Genomic DNA, 16,573 nt, shown 5'->3' on the forward strand with positions numbered 1-16,573 from the left:
CGCGCCATCGGCCGCCGCAGCGCGCCACCGAAATCCCCCTCGCCCGCTTGACTTTCAATCGACCCGATGCGATCATTCGTTCATCAATAGAGCAATTGCTCAGGCATGAGCCGATCGGCCGCTTCGAGTAAGGAGACACCGAATGAACACCGAACGCAGCAATGCCAACGTGATCCTGCACATCGGCGCCGGGTCGTTTCACCGGGCGCATCAGGCGTGGTACCTGCATCGCGTGAACCTCACGCGCAAGCCCGACGAGGCCGCATGGTCGCTCACCGTCGGCAACATCCGCTCCGACATGAACGCCGTGATGGACGCGCTGGCCGCGCAGAACGGCGCCTACACGCTCGAAACGGTCACCCCGCAGGGCGAGCGCGCCTACGAGACGATCCGCTCGATCACGCGCGTGCTGCCGTGGTCGGCCGATCTCGCGAGCCTGACCGATGCAGGCGCCGACGCGAACTGCAGGATCATCGCGTTCACCGTGACCGAAGGTGGCTATTACCTCGACGAACACGACCGCCTCGACACCGCGAACCCCGACCTCGCCGCCGACCTCAAGGGCGGCCGCACGACTATTTACGGCGCGCTCGCCGCGATCCTCGAAGCGCGCAAGGCGCGCGACGGCGGCCCCGTCACGCTGCAAACCTGCGACAACCTGCGCAGCAACGGCAAGCGCTTTCACGCGGGCATGCGCGAATTTCTCGCGCTGCGCGGCGCAACGGATCTGCGCGATTGGTTCGACGCGAACACGGCCTGCCCCGACTCCATGGTCGACCGCATCACGCCGCGCCCCACGCCCGACGTGCGCGAGCGCGTGAAAGCGGCGACCGGCGTAGACGACGCCTGCCCGGTCATGGGCGAGGCGTTCATCCAGTGGGTGATCGAGGATCACTTCTGCGCGGGGCGGCCCGCCTGGGAGCGCGCAGGCGCGGAGATGGTCGAATCGGTGATGCCCTACGAGGAAGCGAAGATCCGCATCCTCAACGCCACGCACAGCTGCATTGCGTGGGCGGGCACGCTCGTCGCGCTCGACTTCATCCACGAAGGCACCCACGACGCCGACATCCGCACCTTCGCGCGCGAGTACGTGAGCGAGGACGTGATTCCCTGCCTCACGCCCAGCCCGCTCGATCTCGCGAAGTATCGCGACGTCGTGCTCGAACGCTTCAGCAATCCGTACATCCAGGACACGAACCAGCGCGTCGCCGCCGACGGCTACTCGAAGATCCCCGGCTTCATCGCGCCCACGCTCGCGCAACGCATCGCCGCGGGCGCGACGCCCGCCGCCACGGCCATGCTGCCCGCGCTCTTCCTGCGCTTTCTGGAACGCTGGCACAAGGGCACGCTGCCGTACCGCTACCAGGACGGCGTGATGGACGAAGCAGCCGTGCACCGCATGTTCGATAGCGGCGACCCCGTCTCGACGTTCCTCGGCGACAAGCTGCTGTGGGGCGGCCTCGCCGGCAATCCGACCCTGGGCGGCGCAGTGCGCGGCGCGCTCACGCGCGTCGACGCGTGGCTCGCCTCACGCGGCTGCAGCGTTTGAAGCAACACTGCGGCATCACCCCTTAGACCGCGCCATGCGCCCTCCGGGTCGGCGCGCATGGCGTCGCACCCGGCGCGCGGCTAAAGTAGCGCAACTCCTCATCACGACTTCAGCGCGCCTATGTATCTCGGCATCGACCTCGGCACCTCCGAAGTGAAAGTCCTGCTGCTCGCGCCCGACGGCCGCGTGGTCGGCACTGCCGGCACGCCCTTCGTCGTCTCGCGCCCCCACCCGCGCTGGTCCGAGCAGAATCCCGCCGACTGGTGGGACGGCACGCGCCGCGCGCTCGCCGCGCTGCGCGAGGCGCATCCGCACGATTTCGCGCAGGTGCGCGGCATCGGCCTTTCCGGACAGATGCACGGCGCCGTGCTGCTCGACGCGCACGACAACGTGCTGCGTCCCGCGATCCTCTGGAACGACATGCGCGCGGTGGACGAATGCGCCGAACTCACCGCGCGCGCGCCGCAGTTGCATCGCATCGCGGGCAATCTCGCCATGCCGGGCTTCACCGCGCCCAAGCTGCTGTGGGTCGCGCGCCACGAGCCGCAGATCTTTCGCGAGACGGCCTGTGTGCTGCTGCCGAAGGACTATCTGCGCCTGCAACTCACCGGCGGCAAGGTCTCCGATCCGTCCGATGCCGCGGGTACGCTCTGGCTCGACGTGGCCAAACGCGACTGGTCCGACGCGCTGCTCGACGCCTGCAACATGACGCGCGCGCAAATGCCTGCGCTCGCCGAAGGCAGCGCGCCCTCCGGCACGCTCCTGCCCGCGCTCGCGCGCGAATTCGGTCTGCGCGAGGACGTGGTCGTGGCGGCGGGCGGCGGCGACAACGCGACGAGCGCCATCGGTATCGGCGCCACGCAGCCCGGCGACGGCTTCGTCTCGCTCGGCACCTCGGGCGTGCTTTGCGTGGTAGGCGACCGCTTCCGGCCCAACCCGGCCTCCGCCGTGCACGCGTTCTGCCACGCGATTCCGGACCGCTGGCACCAGATGAGCGTCGTGCTTTCGGCGGCGAGTTGCCTGCGCTGGGTCTGCAAGCTCACGGGCACGAACGAGCCCACACTGCTCGCTGAAGTGGAGCAGATCAAAGCGCCAACCCTCGCCGAAGCCCCGCTCTTCCTGCCGTATCTCTCGGGCGAGCGCACGCCGCACAACGACCCGTATGCGCAGGGCGTGTTCTTCGGCATGACGCACGCGACCGACCGCGCGCTGCTCGGCTACGCCGTGCTCGAAGGCGTGACGCTCGCGCTCACCGACGGACTCGACGCGCTCGCGGCCGCCGGCACCGAAGTGGGCGCGCTGTCGATGCTGGGCGGCGGCGCGCGCAGCGGCTACTGGGCGCAGCTGGTTGCGGACGCATTCAACACGCCCACGCGCCAGCACGGCGGCGGCGAGACGGGCGCGGCGCTCGGCGCGGCGCGCCTTGGCTGGCTCGCGGCGGGCGGCAACGCGCGTGAGGTGCTGACCAAGCCGCCCGTGGTGGCCGAGTACACGCCGAATGCGGCGCGCCACGCGGCGCTGCGCGAGCGGCTCACTGCCTACCGCGCGCTGTACCGCCACGTGCGCCCGCTCTTCGAGCCCTCGCGCGAGCGCCTCGCGTAACGCGTGCAGTACACTTCGGCCCCGCATACCCCCGACTCCCATCGTGCCCAAGTCCACCGAAAAACTCGATCTCGCGACCCGCGCTGCCTGGCTCTACTACGTGGCCGGCAACACCCAGAACGAAATCGCCGAGAAGCTGCAGGTGTCGCGCCCGGTCGCGCAGCGCCTCGTCGCGTTCGCGGTCGAGAAGAACCTCATTCGTGTGCGCGTCGATCATCGTCTCGCCGACTGCCTCGCGCTCGCCGACGCGCTTTCGAAGCGCTACGGCCTTTCGGTCTGCGAAGTGGTGCCCGTGGACAATGACACGCCCGAGGAAGTCGACCGCAAGCTTGCCGTGGCGGGCGCACAGGTCATGGAGCGCTACCTGAGCGAAGAGCGGCCGATGGTGGTGGCCGTGAGCAGCGGACGCACTCTCAAGGCCGCCGTCGACCAGATCGCGCAGCTGGAGCGGCCCCAGCATCGGCTGGTTTCGATGGTGGGCGCGATCGCCCAGGACGGCTCGTCGAACCGCTACGACGTCGCGCTGCATATCTCCGAGAAGACGGGCGGCAAGCACTTTCTGCTGCCCGCGCCGCTCATCGCGGATAACGAGGCCGAGCGCGCGCAATGGTGCAATCACCGGCTCTATCGCATCGTCGAGTCGCTGTCGGCCGAAGCCGATGTCGCGTTCGTCGGCATCGGCAACATCGGCGAGCATTGCCCGCTGCACGAGGACGGCTTCATCACCTCCGACGAAGTGCGCGAACTGATGGGCCAGGGCGCCGTGGCCGAAATGCTCGGCCTGCCGATCGACGCCGCCGGCAAGCGCGTCGATTCGCCCACGGGCCGCCGCGTCACGAGCGTGTACCTCGATTCGCCGCCGCGCCGCCCCACCATCGGCTTCGCCGGCGGCGCGCGCAAGCGCGAAGCGGTGATCGCGGCGCTCCACGGCGGCTGGCTCTCCGGGCTCGTCACCGACGAGCTGTGCGCGCGCGCCGCAATCGAACGCTGACCAAAAAAACGCCCGCTCGAAGCGGGCTAACAAAGGCAACCTCAGGTACCTCGCCACACAGAACACCGCCTCACTCTGCGAGGCAGCGCGTCCGGCAAGCCAGTGAATTCACGCAGCCAGTTGCTGCGCGAAGCGACGCTCGAACGCCAGGCCGTTCGCGTCGAAGAGATGGCAATGGTCGGGCGTCGATCCCACCTTGAACGCCTCGCCGCGCTCGTGCCGCTCGAGCGGCGCAATGCGCGCGATCAGGCCATCGGGCGCGACCGCGCATTCGGCATAAAGGTAAGCGGCGTCGCCGAGCGACTCCACCGTCATCGCCTTCGCGCTCACGCCTTCCGCGCCCGTCATGATGTGCAGATGCTCGGGGCGGATGCCCACGGTCACCTTGTCTCCTTCGCGCGCGTTGCCCGGCTCGACGGCCACCTTCTGCGTATCGCCCGTTTCGTAGCGCACGACGATGCCGTCGCTGCCGATCTGCTGCACCGTGCCGTCGAGGAAATTCATCTTCGGCGAGCCGATGAAGCCCGCCACGAAGCGGTTCGCCGGCGCGTGGTACAGACGGTTCGGACTACCGACCTGTTCGACATTGCCCGCCGAGAGCACGACGATCTTGTCGGCGAGCGTCATCGCTTCGACCTGATCGTGCGTCACGTAGATCATCGTCGTCTTGAGTTCGTCGTGCAGGCGCGCAAATTCGAGGCGCATCTTCACGCGCAGCGCGGCGTCGAGGTTCGAGAGCGGTTCGTCGAACAGGAACACCTTCGGCTTGCGCGTGATCGCACGCCCGATCGCCACCCGCTGGCGCTGGCCGCCCGAGAGCTGCTTGGGCTTGCGGTCGAGCAGATGGTCGATGTGCAGGATCTTCGCGGCGTTCTTCACGGCCGCGTCGATTTCGGGCTTCTTCGCGCCCGCGAGCTTGAGGCCGAACGCCATGTTGTCGTACAGCGTCATGTGCGGATACAGCGCGTACGACTGGAACACCATCGCAATGCCGCGCTTGGCCGGCGGCACGTCGTTCATGCGCGTGCCGTCGATCATCAGGTCGCCGCCGCTGATGTCCTCCAGCCCCGCGATCATGCGCATGAGCGTGGTCTTGCCGCAGCCGCTCGGGCCCACGAACACGACGAACTCGCCGTCGCCGATGTCGAGGTTCACGTCGCGCAGCACTTCGTTGTCGTCGTAGCGCTTCAGTACGTCTCTCAGAATCACGCTTGCCATGATGTGTCTCCGTTTCTGCTTGAGTCTGCTTGAGTCTGCTTAAGTCTGCTTAAGCCGGTTCAGTCCGAACGCGTTCGCGCCTGGTTCATCCATTGCACAACCCGCGCGGGCAGCGTCGTCATGTCGTCGAAGATTTCGCCTGCACCCGCTTCGCGCAGCTCGTGCGCATGCGCGTCGCCGCCCACGTGGGTGCCCCCCACGAAGCCGAGCACCGTCATGCCAGCCGCGCGCGCCGCGCTCACGCCTGTCACGCTGTCCTCGACCACGAGGCACGCAGCGGGCGCGACGTCCATGCCCTGCGCCGCCGCGAGATAGACGTCGGGCGCGGGCTTCGGCCGGGCGACGATATCGGCGCAGTACACACGCGCGCCAAAGAAGCGATCGAGTCCGTTGCGCGCCAGCACCTCGCGCACCACAGCCGTGTAGCTGTTGCTCGCACAGGCCTTGGTGAGCGCCACGGCTTCCAGCGCCGCCACGACGCCCGGGAACAGCGGCGCCTCGCACGCTTCGGCCTCGGCCACGGTGCGGATCGCATCGACGTCGGCGGCGGTGAGGCTGCGCCCGAGCGCTTCGCCCGCGCCGCCCAGTACGCGCTCGATACGCTGGCCCAGCAGCGGCATGACGACGGGCGCCGCGTCGACGCCGGGCCAGCGCGCTTCGAGTTCGCGCACCAGCACGCGGGCCGCCACGGCTTCGCTGTCGATCAGCACGCCGTCGCAATCGCAGATCAGGACTTGAATGGACATCGCATTGGCCATTACTTGACAGCCCCGAAGGTAAGGCCGCGCACCAGTTGCTTCTGCGAAAGCCAGCCGACGATCAGCACCGGCGCGACTGCGAGCAGCGATGCCGCGGAGAGCTTCGCCCAGAACAGCCCCTCGGGGCTCGAGTACGACGCGATGAACACCGTCAGCGGCGCGGCGTTAGAGCTGGAGAGGTTGATGCTCCAGAACGCTTCGTTCCACGAAAGAATGATCAACAGCAACGCCGTGGACGCGAGCCCCGGCACGGCCATCGGCATGAGCAAATAGACGATTTCCTGCCAGGTGGCCGCGCCGTCCATGCGTCCGGCTTCGAGAATGTCTTTGGGAATCTCGTTGAAGTACGTGTACGCCATCCACACTGCGATCGGCAAGTTGATGAGCGTGTAGACGATCACCAGTCCGCTCACGGTGTCGAGCAGCCCCGAGTTCTTCCACAGCAGATAGATCGGCACGAGCACGCCCACCGAAGGCATCATCTTGGTGGAGAGCATCCACAGCAGAATTCCCTGGGTGCGCTTGTTCGGGAAGAACGCCATCGCATAGGCCGCGGGCACGGCAAGGATCAGGCAAACGATCGTCACGCCGGCCGAAATCATCACCGAATTCCACGCGAACGCGAAGTAGTTGCTGCGCGCGAACACCTCTCTGAAGCTGTCGAGCGTCGGCAGGAAGAATATCGTCGGGATATAGGCCTGCTGCTCGGTCTTGAACGCCGTGATCGTCATCCAGAAAATCGGGAAGAACAGCGCGATCGCGATCAGCCAGGCAAGCAGCCCCGGCAGCACGCGCCCGATGAACTGCATCGGCGACGAATGGTTGACCGCGTCGGGCGATTGCGCGGGCGTAGCGGTAATCTGGCTCATTTTTCGTACTCCCCTTTGAGGTTGCGCGCGAGCATGCGCACGAGGAAGAACGACACGATGTTCGCCAGCACGACGGCGAGAATGCCGCCAGCCGAAGCGATGCCCACGTCGAACTGCTGCAGGCCCATCGAGTAGATCAGGTAAGTGAGGTTGGTGGTCGCGTTGCCGGGACCGCCGCCCGTGGTCGTGTAGATCTCGGCGAAGATCGACAGCAGGAAGATGGTTTCCATCATCACGACAACGGCAATCGCGCGCCGCAGGTGCGGCAGCGTGATGTAGAAGAACAAGGCGATCGGGCCCGCGCCGTCGATCTTCGCGGCTTCCTTCTGCTCCTGGTCGAGCGACTGGATCGCCGTGAAGAGAATCAGGAATGCGAACGGCAGCCACTGCCACGCCACGATCATGATGACCGCGGTGAGCGGATAGACGGCGAACCAGTCGATCGGCGTCATGCCTATCGAGCGCATCGCGATGGCCACGAGGCCGTACACCGGATGCAGGATCATGTTCTTCCAGATCAGCGCGCTCACCGTCGGCATCACGAAGAACGGCGCGATCGCGAACAGGCGCGCGACGCCCTGACCGATGAACTTGCGGTCGAACAGCACCGCCATCAGCACGCCGCCGACCACGGTGATCACGAGCACCGCCACGATGAGCTCGATGGTGTGCACGATCGACGGCACGAACGAGGGATCGGTGGCGAGGAACTTGTAGTTGTCGAAGCCCGCGAATCCCTTGAGATCGGGGTTAAGCAGGTTGTATCGCGTGAACGAATACCAGATCGTCATCGCGAGCGGGATCGTCATCCACAGCAGCAGCACCGCCACGGACGGCGTCACGAGCCAGCGTGAGGCCGAGCGGCGCGATTCGACCTGCTGCGGTTTCTGTGGCGTGCGCGCTCGATTGAATATAGGCATGGGGAGATGGAGATGACGCATGAGGACCACCCTTCTCGGTTGCGCGCCTGCGGGACACGGCGCGGCATCGGCTGTCGCGAGGGTGCGCGCCGCGCCGGGCGGCCCGGCGCGCGCTCGCGCTACTACGCTGGCTGCCTGAACGGCGCAGCCTGACTGCTCGCAGTTACTTCTGATACCCGGCTTGCGCCACGGCACGGTTGGCAGCGGCGTTACCGGCGGTCAGCGCCTGATCGACGCTCATCTGTCCTGCCACGGCGCCCGCTACGCTCTGGCCCACGACCGTACCGAACGACTGGAACTCAGGAATCCCGACGAACTGGATACCCGTGTACGGCACCGGCTTCGCGGTCGGATGATTCGGATCGGCCGTCTGGATCGCCTTCAGCACGAACTCGGAGAACGGCGCGGCCTTCTTGTACTCGGGATTCTGATAGGTCGAAATCCGCGTACCCGACGGCACCGAAGCCCAGCCCTCGTCCTGCGCGACCATCTGGACGTATTCCTTCGACGTGGCCCATTCGATGAACTTCTTCGCGGCGTCCTGCGACTTCGACGACTTCGGCACGGCCAGCGCCCACGACCACAGCCAGTGCGCGCCATTGGGCGTGACTTCGGTCGGCGCGGCCGCGAAGCCGATCTTGTCGGCCACCTGCGACTGCTGCTTGTTGTAGAGAATGCCGGCCGCCACCGTCGCGTCGATCCACATCGCGCACTTGCCCGAGGACATCAGCGTGAGGTTTTCGTTGAAGCCGTTCGAGCTGGCTCCCGGGGGGCCGTCCTTCTTCAGCATGTCGACGTAGAAGTTCACCGCCTTCTTCCACTCGGGCGAGGTGAGCTGCGCCTGCCACTTCTCGTCGAACCAGCGGCCGCCGAAGGTGTTCGCGACCGTCGTCACGTACGCCATGTTCTCGCCCCAGCCGGCCTTGCCGCGCAGGCAGATGCCGTAGGTGCCGGCGGACTTGTCGGTGAGCTTGTCGGCGAAGTCCCTGATCTGGTCATAGGTCGGCTGCTCGGGCATCTTGAGGCCCTTCTTGTCGAACAGGTCCTTGCGGTAGTACGTCATCGAGCTTTCGACGTAGAACGGCAGCGCGTAAAGCGTGCCGTTGTACGAGAGGCCGTCGCGCGCGGTCTTCACCACGTCGTCGAGGTCGTAGCTCGCGGGCAGGTTCGTCATCGGCACGATCCAGCCGCGCTTGCCCCATTGCGGCGCCTCGTAGGTGCCGATCATCATCACGTCGAACTGGCCGCTGTTGGTCGTGATGTCGGTGGTCGCGCGCTGGCGCAGCACGTTTTCTTCGAGAATCACCCAGTTCAGCTTGATGCCCGGATTGGCCTTTTCGAAGGCCGGCGAGAGCTTCTTCAGCTCGATCATGTCCGGGTTGTTCAACATCGCGATCGTGACGGTCTGCGCGTGCGCGGCGCTCGCGGCGGCGACGAGTGCACCCACACTCACCGCTCGACTTATGCACTTCGCGGCGGTCTTCATTGCTGGCTTCATGACGTTGTCTCCTTGTTCGTTGCGTTATGTCTTGCTGCAGCCGGGCTGCTGTCGTGATGCGTTGGGCGAGGGTTGCGGTTCAGCTCATCCAGTTTCCGCCGTCGACGTTGAGGGTCTGCGCGGTGATGTAATCGGCGTCGGCGGACGCGAGAAAGAGCGCGGCGCCCGTGAGATCCTCGGGCAAGCCCATGCGCCCGAGCGGCACCGCCTCGCCGACGAGGCGCTTCTTCTCGCCGGGCGGACGATGCTCGTAGCGGGCGAAGAGCGCGTCGACCTGCTCCCACATGGGCGTGTCGACCACGCCCGGCGCGATGCCGTTCACATTGATGCGATGGGGCGCGAGCGCCAGCGCCGCCGACTGCGTGTAGCTCAGCACGGCGGCCTTGGTTGCGCAGTAGTGGGAGACGAGCGCTTCGCCGCGGCGGCCCGCCTGCGACGACATGTTGATGATCTTGCCGCCCTGGCCCTGCGCGACCATGCGGCGCGCCACGGCCTGCATGAGGAAGAACATGCCCTTCACGTTCACCGCGAAGAGGCGGTCGTACACGTCCCAGGATTCGTCGAGGAGCGGGCGCATGTCGAAGAGCGCCGCGTTGTTGAAGAGGATGTCGATGCGGCCGAAGCGTTCGACCGCGCTCTCCACGATGCGATCGATGTCCTCACGGCGCGTGACGTCGGCGGAGATCGCGAGCACGCGCTCGGGGAACGCGGCGGCCAGCGTTGGCGCGACGGACCCGGCGGGCTTCACGTCGACGAGCACGCAGCGCGCGCCTTCGTCCAGATAACGCTGCGCGACCGCCTCGCCAATGCCGCTCGCCGCGCCAGTCAGCACGGCTACCTTGTCCTGCAAACGTCCGCCCGCTGGGGTCGCGGTGTGTGCCACAGGTTGTCTCCAATTTCGTTCGTGCGGGGCGCGCCCGGCAGACACTCCAGAGGAGCAGCTGAGCGATCGCCCGACATGTGAGCATTTGCTCTGTCGTTGATCGAATGATCGGATACGAGTCGGAGACTGTCAAGGCGAACGAACGCGATTGGCCGAGATTTCGATGGTGCGACGCGCAAGCCTCGACTGGCTGCAGCCTGCCGGTCCGGCCCCCTGACCGGATGATGTGCTGACTCGCCAATCGAAGTGATACGTTATATCATCTCGCCTTCGCGACGCCGACGCGCCCGCGTCCGCTTTCAGGCTCCCTATAGACAAGGATAGAACCATGATCACGTTCAGCCGCGCCAACTGCGCGCCCCGGGTTGCCACCACAGGCGCGCGCGCTAGCATCACGCTTGCGCGCCTCGCGGGCGGGCTCGCTCTCGCGCTGGTCGGCGCGTTCGGCGGCGCGAGCGCAGCCGTGGCGGCGCAGGCTGGCAGCGCCGCGATTCCCGTTGTTGCGGCGGAAAACTTCTACGGCGACGTCGTCAAGCAGATCGGCGGCAATTACGTGGACGTGACGAGCATCCTGAGCAACCCCGACCAGGACCCGCACCTCTTCGAGGCCAGCCCGAAGACCGCCCGCGCGCTCCAGAATGCGCGCGTCGTGGTGTACAACGGCGCCGACTACGACCCGTGGATGACCAAGCTGCTCGGCGCCACCGGCAGCGCGGGCAAAAGCGGCGCGAACCGCACGACGATCGTCGCGGCGGACCTCGTCGGCAAGAAAGCGGGCGACAATCCGCACCTCTGGTACGACCCGAAGACCATGCCTGCCGTGGCGCGCGCCGTGAGCGCCGCGCTCGGCGCAGCGGACCCCGCGCACAAGAGCGTGTACGATGCCAACCTGGCAACGTTCCTCGCCTCGCTGCAGCCGGTCGACGCCAAGGTCGCGGCACTGCGCGCGCACTACCACGGGCAGCCCGTCACGGCCACGGAGCCGGTGTTCGGCTATATGTCGGATGCGATCGGCCTCGACATGCGCAACCTGCGCTTTCAGCTCGCGACGATGAACGACACCGAGGCGAGCGCCTCGGACATCGCCGCGTTCGAGCGCGACCTGCGTGAGCGCCGCGTGCGCGTGCTGATCTACAACAGCCAGGCGACCGAGGCGCTTACGCGGCGCATGCTGGCGCTGGCGAAGCAGTCGAAGGTGCCGTCCGTGAGCGTGACCGAGACGCAGCCGGCCGGCGTGAACTTCCAGCAATGGATGCTCGCGCAGCTCGACTCGCTCGACAAGGCGCTGGCAGCGGGAACAGCAGGGCAACACTAACCGTATTCAGCAAGGACAGACGTCATGACCGGGGCCGGCTCTTCGCCCACCGATATCGCTTCATCGCACAACGCACAGCACAACGGCGCGCACCGCGCGCGCACGCCCGTGCTCACGCTGGCGGGCGTGACGCTGACGCTCGGCGAACGCACGATCCTGCGCGACGCGAACTTCGCGATAAACCAGGGCGAATTCATCGGCGTGCTCGGGCCGAATGGCGCGGGCAAGACCACGCTCATGCGGGCGATTCTCGGCCTCGTGCCGGCCTCTCACGGCGCGATCCGCGTGCTGGGTGAGCCGGTCGCGCGCGGCAACGCGAAAATCGGCTATATGCCGCAAACGCGCACGGCGCTCGCGAGCCGGCGCGTGCGCGGCCGCGACTTCGTGGCGATGGCCGCCGACGGCCACCGCTGGGGCCTGCCGCGCGCCGACGCCGCCACGCGCGCCGAGGTTGCGCGCGTACTCGATCTCGTGGGTGCGACGGCACTGGCGGACCGCCCGCTTTCGGAGCTCTCGGGCGGCGAGCGCCAGCGCCTGCTGCTCGCGCAATGCCTGCTCGGCGACCCGAAGCTGCTGCTGCTCGACGAGCCGCTCATCAGCCTCGACCCGAACCACCAGCGCGGCGTGGTCGAACTCGTGCGCCGCGTGCAGCGCGAGCTCGGCATCGCGGTGCTGTTCTCCGCGCACGAGCTGAATCCGCTCCTGAACGCGCTCGACCGCGTGCTCTATCTCGGCAACGGCGTGGCCGCGCTCGGCAGCGTCGATGAAGTCATCACCGCGCCCGTGCTCTCACGCCTCTACGGCTCGCCGATCGAAGTGATGCGCATGAAGGGCCGCATCTTCGTGATGTCTGGCGACGTGGAAGTCGAAAAGCACGACCACGAGCATGAGCACGACCATGGCCACGACCACGGCGGCCATGGCCACGCGCATGGACACGCCCACGGCAACAACAACGACAACACGCACGGCCACACGCACGATGCTTGAATACGATTTCATGGTGAACGCCTTCGCGGCGTCGGGCATCGTCGCGGTGCTGGCCGGCGTGGTGGGCTATTTCCTCGTGATGCGCGGTCAGACCTTCGCGGGCCACGCGCTCTCGCACGTCGGTTTCACGGGCGCGACGGGCGCCGTGCTGCTCGGCGTCTCGCCGATGTGGGGCATGGTGGGCTTCACGCTCGCGGCCGGCGTTTCGATGGGCGCGCTCGGCGAAAAGCTCGCGGGCCGCGATGTCGCGATCGGCGTGATTCTTTCGCTCGCGCTCGGCTTCGGCCTCTTGTTTCTGCACTTCTTCACGTCGTATGCCACGCAGGTCACGGCGCTGCTGTTCGGCAACGTGCTGGGCGTGAATCGCGAGACGCTCGGCGTGCTGGCCGCCCTCGCCGTGGCGAGCCTCGCGGCGCTGGCCGCCATCATGCGGCCGCTGCTGTTCGCCTCGCTGCAGCCCGAACTCGCCGAAGCGAAGGGCGTGTCGCTGCGCGCGGTCTCGATGCTGTTCCTCGCCATCGCCGCGCTCGCGGTGGCCGCGTGCACGCAGATCGTCGGCGTGCTGCTCGTCTTTACGCTGATGGTCGGGCCGGCCGCCGCCGCGCAGAATCTCACCACGCGCCTGTCCACCGGCCTCGTGCTCGCCGCGCTGCTCGCGCTCATGCAGGCGTGGCTCGGCGTGACGCTCGCGTTCTACACCGACTGGCCCACCAGCTTCTGGATCACCGCGCTCGCCGCGCTCGTCTACGGCGCGAGTCTGATCGGGCGTCGCTAGAACGCTGTACGCGCCACGAAAAAGGCGTTGCTCCTCGCGGTGGCAACGCCTCTTTTGCTGTTACGGCTCGCTCAGTAAAGCACGACCGAGCGGATGGACTCGCCCTTTTTCATGAGGTCGAAGCCCTCGTTGATCTGGTCGAGCGCGAGCGTATGCGTGATCAGATCGTCGATGTTGATCTTGCCTTCCATGTACCAGTCGACGATCTTTGGCACGTCGGTGCGTCCGCGCGCGCCGCCGAACGCCGAGCCTTTCCATTGGCGGCCCGTGACGAGCTGAAACGGGCGTGTGCCGATCTCCTCGCCCGCCGCCGCCACGCCGATGATGAACGACTGGCCCCAGCCCTTGTGCGTGCATTCGAGTGCCTCGCGCATCACCTTCGTGTTGCCGATGCATTCGAACGAATAGTCGGCGCCGCCATCGGTCAGTTGTACGATGTAATCGACGATGTTCTCGACGTCGTTCGGATTGACGAAATGCGTCATGCCGAACTGCTTCGCGAGTTCGACACGCTTCGGGTTGATATCCACGCCGATGATCTTGTCGGCGCCCACCATCTTCGCGCCCTGGATCACGTTCAGGCCGATGCCGCCCAGGCCGAACACCGCCACGTTCGCGCCCGCCTCCATTTTCGCCGAGTACACCACGGCGCCCACGCCCGTCGTCACGCCGCAGCCGATATAGCAGACCTTGTCGAACGGCGCGTCCTCACGGATTTTCGCCACGGCAATTTCCGGCACGACGATGTAGTTCGAGAACGTCGACGTGCCCATGTAGTGATAGAGCGGCTTGCCGCTCAGCGAGAAGCGCGAGGTGGCGTCTGGCATGAGGCCCTTGCCTTGCGTCGCGCGAATGGCCTGACACAGGTTCGTTTTGCGCGAGAGACAGAATTTGCACTGGCGGCATTCGGGTGTGTAAAGCGGAATGACGTGATCGCCTTTCTTCACTGTGCCCACGCCCGGGCCGACATCGACCACGACGCCCGCGCCTTCATGGCCGAGGATCGCCGGAAAGATCCCTTCGGGGTCCGCGCCCGAGAGCGTGTAGTAATCGGTATGGCAAATGCCCGTCGCCTTCACCTCGATCAGCACCTCGCCGGCGCGCGGACCGTCCAGATCCACTTCCTCGATCGTCAGCGGGGTCCCGGCTTTCCATGCGACGGCGGCTTTCGTCTTCATCTTCGCTGCTCCTGTGTCTCGGTGATGTCGATACGCCTCATCACGATGCCGATGCAAACCAGGTTCGAACGCGGCCATACAGATCGATGAAGCGCGCATAGCGCTGTGCGAGCGCGGCGTCCTCGCGCGGCGATGCCACCTGCGTCGCGGCCGGCGCAAGCGCCGCGAGGTCGCTCATGCGCCAGTGCCCGCAGGCGATGCCGCCCAGCATCGCGGCGCCGCGCGCCGCTGCGTTCGGGCAGTCGATCGCGTAGAGGTCCGCGTCGAGCGCGTCGGCGAGCAACTGCCGCCAGCGCGCATCCACGGAGCCGCCGCCCGCGAGCTTGAGTGTCGGCACACTGCGCGCATCGCGCGTGCCTCCATCGGCGGCTTCACGGGTGCTGCGCACGGCATCGAGGCCGGCGCGCAACGCGAAGGCGACGCCCTCGAACGCCGCGCGCATGAGCGTGCCGCGCGAGTCGCCGAGCGTTGCGCCGAGCCAGCCGCCGCGCGCCGCCGGGTCGAGCCACGGCGAGCGCTCGCCGCTCAGGTAAGGCAGGAACGCGAGCGTCGCCGACGGCGGCACGGCGAACGCGTCCGCGTAGGCCGAAGCCCAGTCGTACGCCAGCCAGCCGCGCGCCGCTTCCAGCGCCACGCCCACGTTCTGCATGGCGGCCATGGTGTACCAGCCGCCCGTCGCCGAGCGATAGCGATGCAGCCCGCGCCGCGCGGGCGGCTCGCTGCGCGCGGTCACGACGATCTGGCCGCCCGTGCCGGTCGTGAGGAGCGCATCGCCTTCGCCGGCCAGGCCGCTGCCGAACGCGGCACAAGGCGTGTCGCCCGCGCCCGTCGCGAGCACGATGCCGGCGGGCAACCCGAGCGCCTGGGCGGCTTGCGCGCTCAGCGCGCCGCTCGCTTCATGCGACGCGGCCAGCGGCGCGAACCACCGCGGCGGCAGTCCCAGCCGCTCGATCAGCGCGAAGTCCCACGTGCCGTCGGGTGCGGCGAGCGCCGTCGCGCACGCGTCCGATGGATCGGCTTTGACTGCGCCACCCAGCGCCACGCGCAGCCAGTCTTTCGGCTGCAGCGCCCAGCGCGCGGCTTGGGCGAGTTGCGGCTCATGCTGCAGGATCCAGCGCAGCAGCGGACCCGCCATGCCGGGCGCCACGGGGTTGGGCTGCGGATGTTCGGGGTCGTCGGGCCACGCATCGAGCAGCGCGTGCGCGCGCGTGTCGGGCCAGAGCATCGCGGGGCGCAACGCGCGGCCCGCTGCGTCGGTGAGCACGACGCCATGCATCTGTCCGGAAAAGCCGATGCCGCGCACAGCGGCGCGCTCGCTCTCGGGCAGCCGCGCGCAGGCCGCGACGAGCGCGTCCCACCAGCGGTCCGCGGCGATCTCCGCCCAGCCGGGCTGCGGCGTTTCGAGCGCGTAGGCCACGCTCGCGGCGGCGCGCTCGACGCCGTCGCCATCGATGATGCCGAGCTTGAGTGAACCGGTGCCGAGGTCGATACCGAGAAAGCGCGTCTGCGATGGGCTCATGGGGAACGATGTGCGAGGTGGGTGAGGACGGGAAAAACGATCATACCGGCGAGAGGCGCGGCGCCGAATGCGCGTTAAGCGGGGGCTTCAACCCGTGCCGCGAACTCGCGCGCAACACAGCCGATTTCGACGCAAAAAACGCCCGTGCGCGGGTTAACCCGGCGCTCGTATGTGCGATGCAGATTGGCTCACATTCCGCATTCGAAATAGAGATCATAACGGCCCTGCCATATGTGACATGACCCGCTGGGCACCGCCGGTGTGGGCTCGACGCAGCCGCATACGCTTCGACGTGGCTCGGCGCCGGCACGCCCGCGCCGCCGCGCCGATCGCGCCCAGGCGCTCAACCGCCGCAAACAGGGCGCTTCCCGCCTTGCGCCGCCGCTCGCGCGGTCCGAACCGGCGTCCGGCGCTGCCGCGATGAAGCCGCCGCGCACGGCCCACGCGCGCCGATCCCACCCTTATCTCGCCGGGCAATCGATACGGGCGCATATCGTCGCCGGAAAGC

General features: G+C 67.4%; 14 protein-coding genes. 6 read left to right on the forward strand and 8 right to left on the reverse strand.

Annotated features, from left to right (window positions below; genetic code table 11):
* Window positions 1-142 precede the first annotated feature (142 nt).
* From dalD to M3I53_RS16945, 3 genes are all read left to right on the forward strand, one after another.
* Window positions 143-1,549 (forward strand): D-arabinitol 4-dehydrogenase, encoded by a 1,407-nt coding sequence (gene dalD / locus M3I53_RS16935; protein ID WP_254317050.1) that lies wholly within the window; start codon window positions 143-145, stop codon window positions 1,547-1,549.
* Between the two features lie 120 nt (window positions 1,550-1,669).
* Window positions 1,670-3,151, forward strand: a complete 1,482-nt coding sequence (xylB, locus tag M3I53_RS16940; RefSeq protein WP_254317051.1) for a xylulokinase — start codon at window positions 1,670-1,672, stop codon at window positions 3,149-3,151.
* A gap of 43 nt (window positions 3,152-3,194) precedes the next feature.
* Entirely contained in the window at window positions 3,195-4,142 is a 948-nt protein-coding gene (locus M3I53_RS16945) for a sugar-binding transcriptional regulator (RefSeq protein ID WP_254317052.1), read from the forward strand.
* 108 nt (window positions 4,143-4,250) lie between these two features.
* Here M3I53_RS16945 and M3I53_RS16950 read toward each other — a convergent pair whose 3' ends face one another.
* From M3I53_RS16950 to M3I53_RS16975, 6 genes are all read right to left on the reverse strand, one after another.
* Window positions 4,251-5,360 (reverse strand): ABC transporter ATP-binding protein, encoded by a 1,110-nt coding sequence (locus tag M3I53_RS16950; RefSeq protein ID WP_254317053.1) that lies wholly within the window; start codon window positions 5,358-5,360, stop codon window positions 4,251-4,253.
* 59 nt (window positions 5,361-5,419) lie between these two features.
* The gene (locus M3I53_RS16955) at window positions 5,420-6,106 is read right to left on the reverse strand and encodes an HAD family phosphatase (RefSeq protein ID WP_254317054.1); all 687 of its coding nucleotides are present in this window, start codon (window positions 6,104-6,106) and stop codon (window positions 5,420-5,422) included.
* Between the two features lie 11 nt (window positions 6,107-6,117).
* Complete coding sequence (locus M3I53_RS16960; RefSeq protein ID WP_370684262.1) at window positions 6,118-6,927, reverse strand: carbohydrate ABC transporter permease; 810 nt, start codon at window positions 6,925-6,927, stop codon at window positions 6,118-6,120.
* 56 nt (window positions 6,928-6,983) lie between these two features.
* A complete protein-coding gene (locus M3I53_RS16965) occupies window positions 6,984-7,928 on the reverse strand; it encodes a carbohydrate ABC transporter permease (protein ID WP_375542542.1) in 945 nt (314 codons plus the stop codon).
* A gap of 142 nt (window positions 7,929-8,070) precedes the next feature.
* Complete coding sequence (locus M3I53_RS16970; RefSeq protein ID WP_254317056.1) at window positions 8,071-9,405, reverse strand: sugar ABC transporter substrate-binding protein; 1,335 nt, start codon at window positions 9,403-9,405, stop codon at window positions 8,071-8,073.
* A gap of 79 nt (window positions 9,406-9,484) precedes the next feature.
* Window positions 9,485-10,288: an L-iditol 2-dehydrogenase gene (locus M3I53_RS16975; protein ID WP_254317057.1), complete on the reverse strand. Its 804-nt coding sequence runs from the start codon at window positions 10,286-10,288 to the stop codon at window positions 9,485-9,487.
* A 328-nt stretch (window positions 10,289-10,616) separates the two neighbouring features.
* Here M3I53_RS16975 and M3I53_RS16980 point away from each other — a divergent pair, with 328 nt between their 5' ends.
* From M3I53_RS16980 to M3I53_RS16990, 3 genes are read left to right on the forward strand one after another with little or no spacing between them, the layout of a single operon-like run.
* The gene (locus M3I53_RS16980) at window positions 10,617-11,603 is read left to right on the forward strand and encodes a metal ABC transporter solute-binding protein (protein WP_254317058.1); all 987 of its coding nucleotides are present in this window, start codon (window positions 10,617-10,619) and stop codon (window positions 11,601-11,603) included.
* Window positions 11,604-11,627: 24 nt separating this feature from the next.
* Window positions 11,628-12,593, forward strand: coding sequence for a metal ABC transporter ATP-binding protein (locus tag M3I53_RS16985; protein ID WP_254317059.1), 966 nt, complete (start codon window positions 11,628-11,630; stop codon window positions 12,591-12,593).
* Window positions 12,586-13,368 (forward strand): metal ABC transporter permease, encoded by a 783-nt coding sequence (locus tag M3I53_RS16990; RefSeq protein WP_254317060.1) that lies wholly within the window; start codon window positions 12,586-12,588, stop codon window positions 13,366-13,368. Before M3I53_RS16985 ends, M3I53_RS16990 begins: the two co-directional genes overlap by 8 nt.
* A 71-nt stretch (window positions 13,369-13,439) precedes the next feature.
* Here M3I53_RS16990 and M3I53_RS16995 read toward each other — a convergent pair whose 3' ends face one another.
* Both M3I53_RS16995 and M3I53_RS17000 read right to left on the reverse strand, forming a co-directional pair.
* On the reverse strand, window positions 13,440-14,546 hold the full coding sequence (locus M3I53_RS16995) for an S-(hydroxymethyl)glutathione dehydrogenase/class III alcohol dehydrogenase (RefSeq protein WP_254317061.1): 1,107 nt from the start codon (window positions 14,544-14,546) through the stop codon (window positions 13,440-13,442).
* Window positions 14,547-14,586: 40 nt separating this feature from the next.
* A complete protein-coding gene (locus M3I53_RS17000) occupies window positions 14,587-16,065 on the reverse strand; it encodes a xylulokinase (RefSeq protein WP_254317062.1) in 1,479 nt (492 codons plus the stop codon).
* Window positions 16,066-16,573 lie beyond the last annotated feature (508 nt).

Origin of the sequence: Paraburkholderia sp. CNPSo 3272 (assembly GCF_024206495.1) — a bacterium.
Taxonomy (GTDB): domain Bacteria; phylum Pseudomonadota; class Gammaproteobacteria; order Burkholderiales; family Burkholderiaceae; genus Paraburkholderia.

What these genes read in the sequence shown, in the direction of transcription:
- dalD (WP_254317050.1), top strand. Translation starts at nt 143, where the DNA reads ATGAACACCGAACGCAGCAATGCCAACGTGATCCTGCACATCGGCGCC.
- xylB (WP_254317051.1), top strand. Translation starts at nt 1,670, where the DNA reads ATGTATCTCGGCATCGACCTCGGCACCTCCGAAGTGAAAGTCCTGCTG.
- M3I53_RS16950 (WP_254317053.1), bottom strand. Translation starts at nt 5,360, where the DNA reads ATGGCAAGCGTGATTCTGAGAGACGTACTGAAGCGCTACGACGACAAC.
- M3I53_RS16955 (WP_254317054.1), bottom strand. Translation starts at nt 6,106, where the DNA reads ATGTCCATTCAAGTCCTGATCTGCGATTGCGACGGCGTGCTGATCGAC.
- M3I53_RS16960 (WP_370684262.1), bottom strand. Translation starts at nt 6,927, where the DNA reads ATGCAGTTCATCGGGCGCGTGCTGCCGGGGCTGCTTGCCTGGCTGATC.
- M3I53_RS16965 (WP_375542542.1), bottom strand. Translation starts at nt 7,928, where the DNA reads ATGCGTCATCTCCATCTCCCCATGCCTATATTCAATCGAGCGCGCACG.
- M3I53_RS16970 (WP_254317056.1), bottom strand. Translation starts at nt 9,405, where the DNA reads ATGAAGCCAGCAATGAAGACCGCCGCGAAGTGCATAAGTCGAGCGGTG.
- M3I53_RS16980 (WP_254317058.1), top strand. Translation starts at nt 10,617, where the DNA reads ATGATCACGTTCAGCCGCGCCAACTGCGCGCCCCGGGTTGCCACCACA.
- M3I53_RS16985 (WP_254317059.1), top strand. Translation starts at nt 11,628, where the DNA reads ATGACCGGGGCCGGCTCTTCGCCCACCGATATCGCTTCATCGCACAAC.
- M3I53_RS16990 (WP_254317060.1), top strand. Translation starts at nt 12,586, where the DNA reads ATGCTTGAATACGATTTCATGGTGAACGCCTTCGCGGCGTCGGGCATC.
- M3I53_RS16995 (WP_254317061.1), bottom strand. Translation starts at nt 14,546, where the DNA reads ATGAAGACGAAAGCCGCCGTCGCATGGAAAGCCGGGACCCCGCTGACG.
- M3I53_RS17000 (WP_254317062.1), bottom strand. Translation starts at nt 16,065, where the DNA reads ATGAGCCCATCGCAGACGCGCTTTCTCGGTATCGACCTCGGCACCGGT.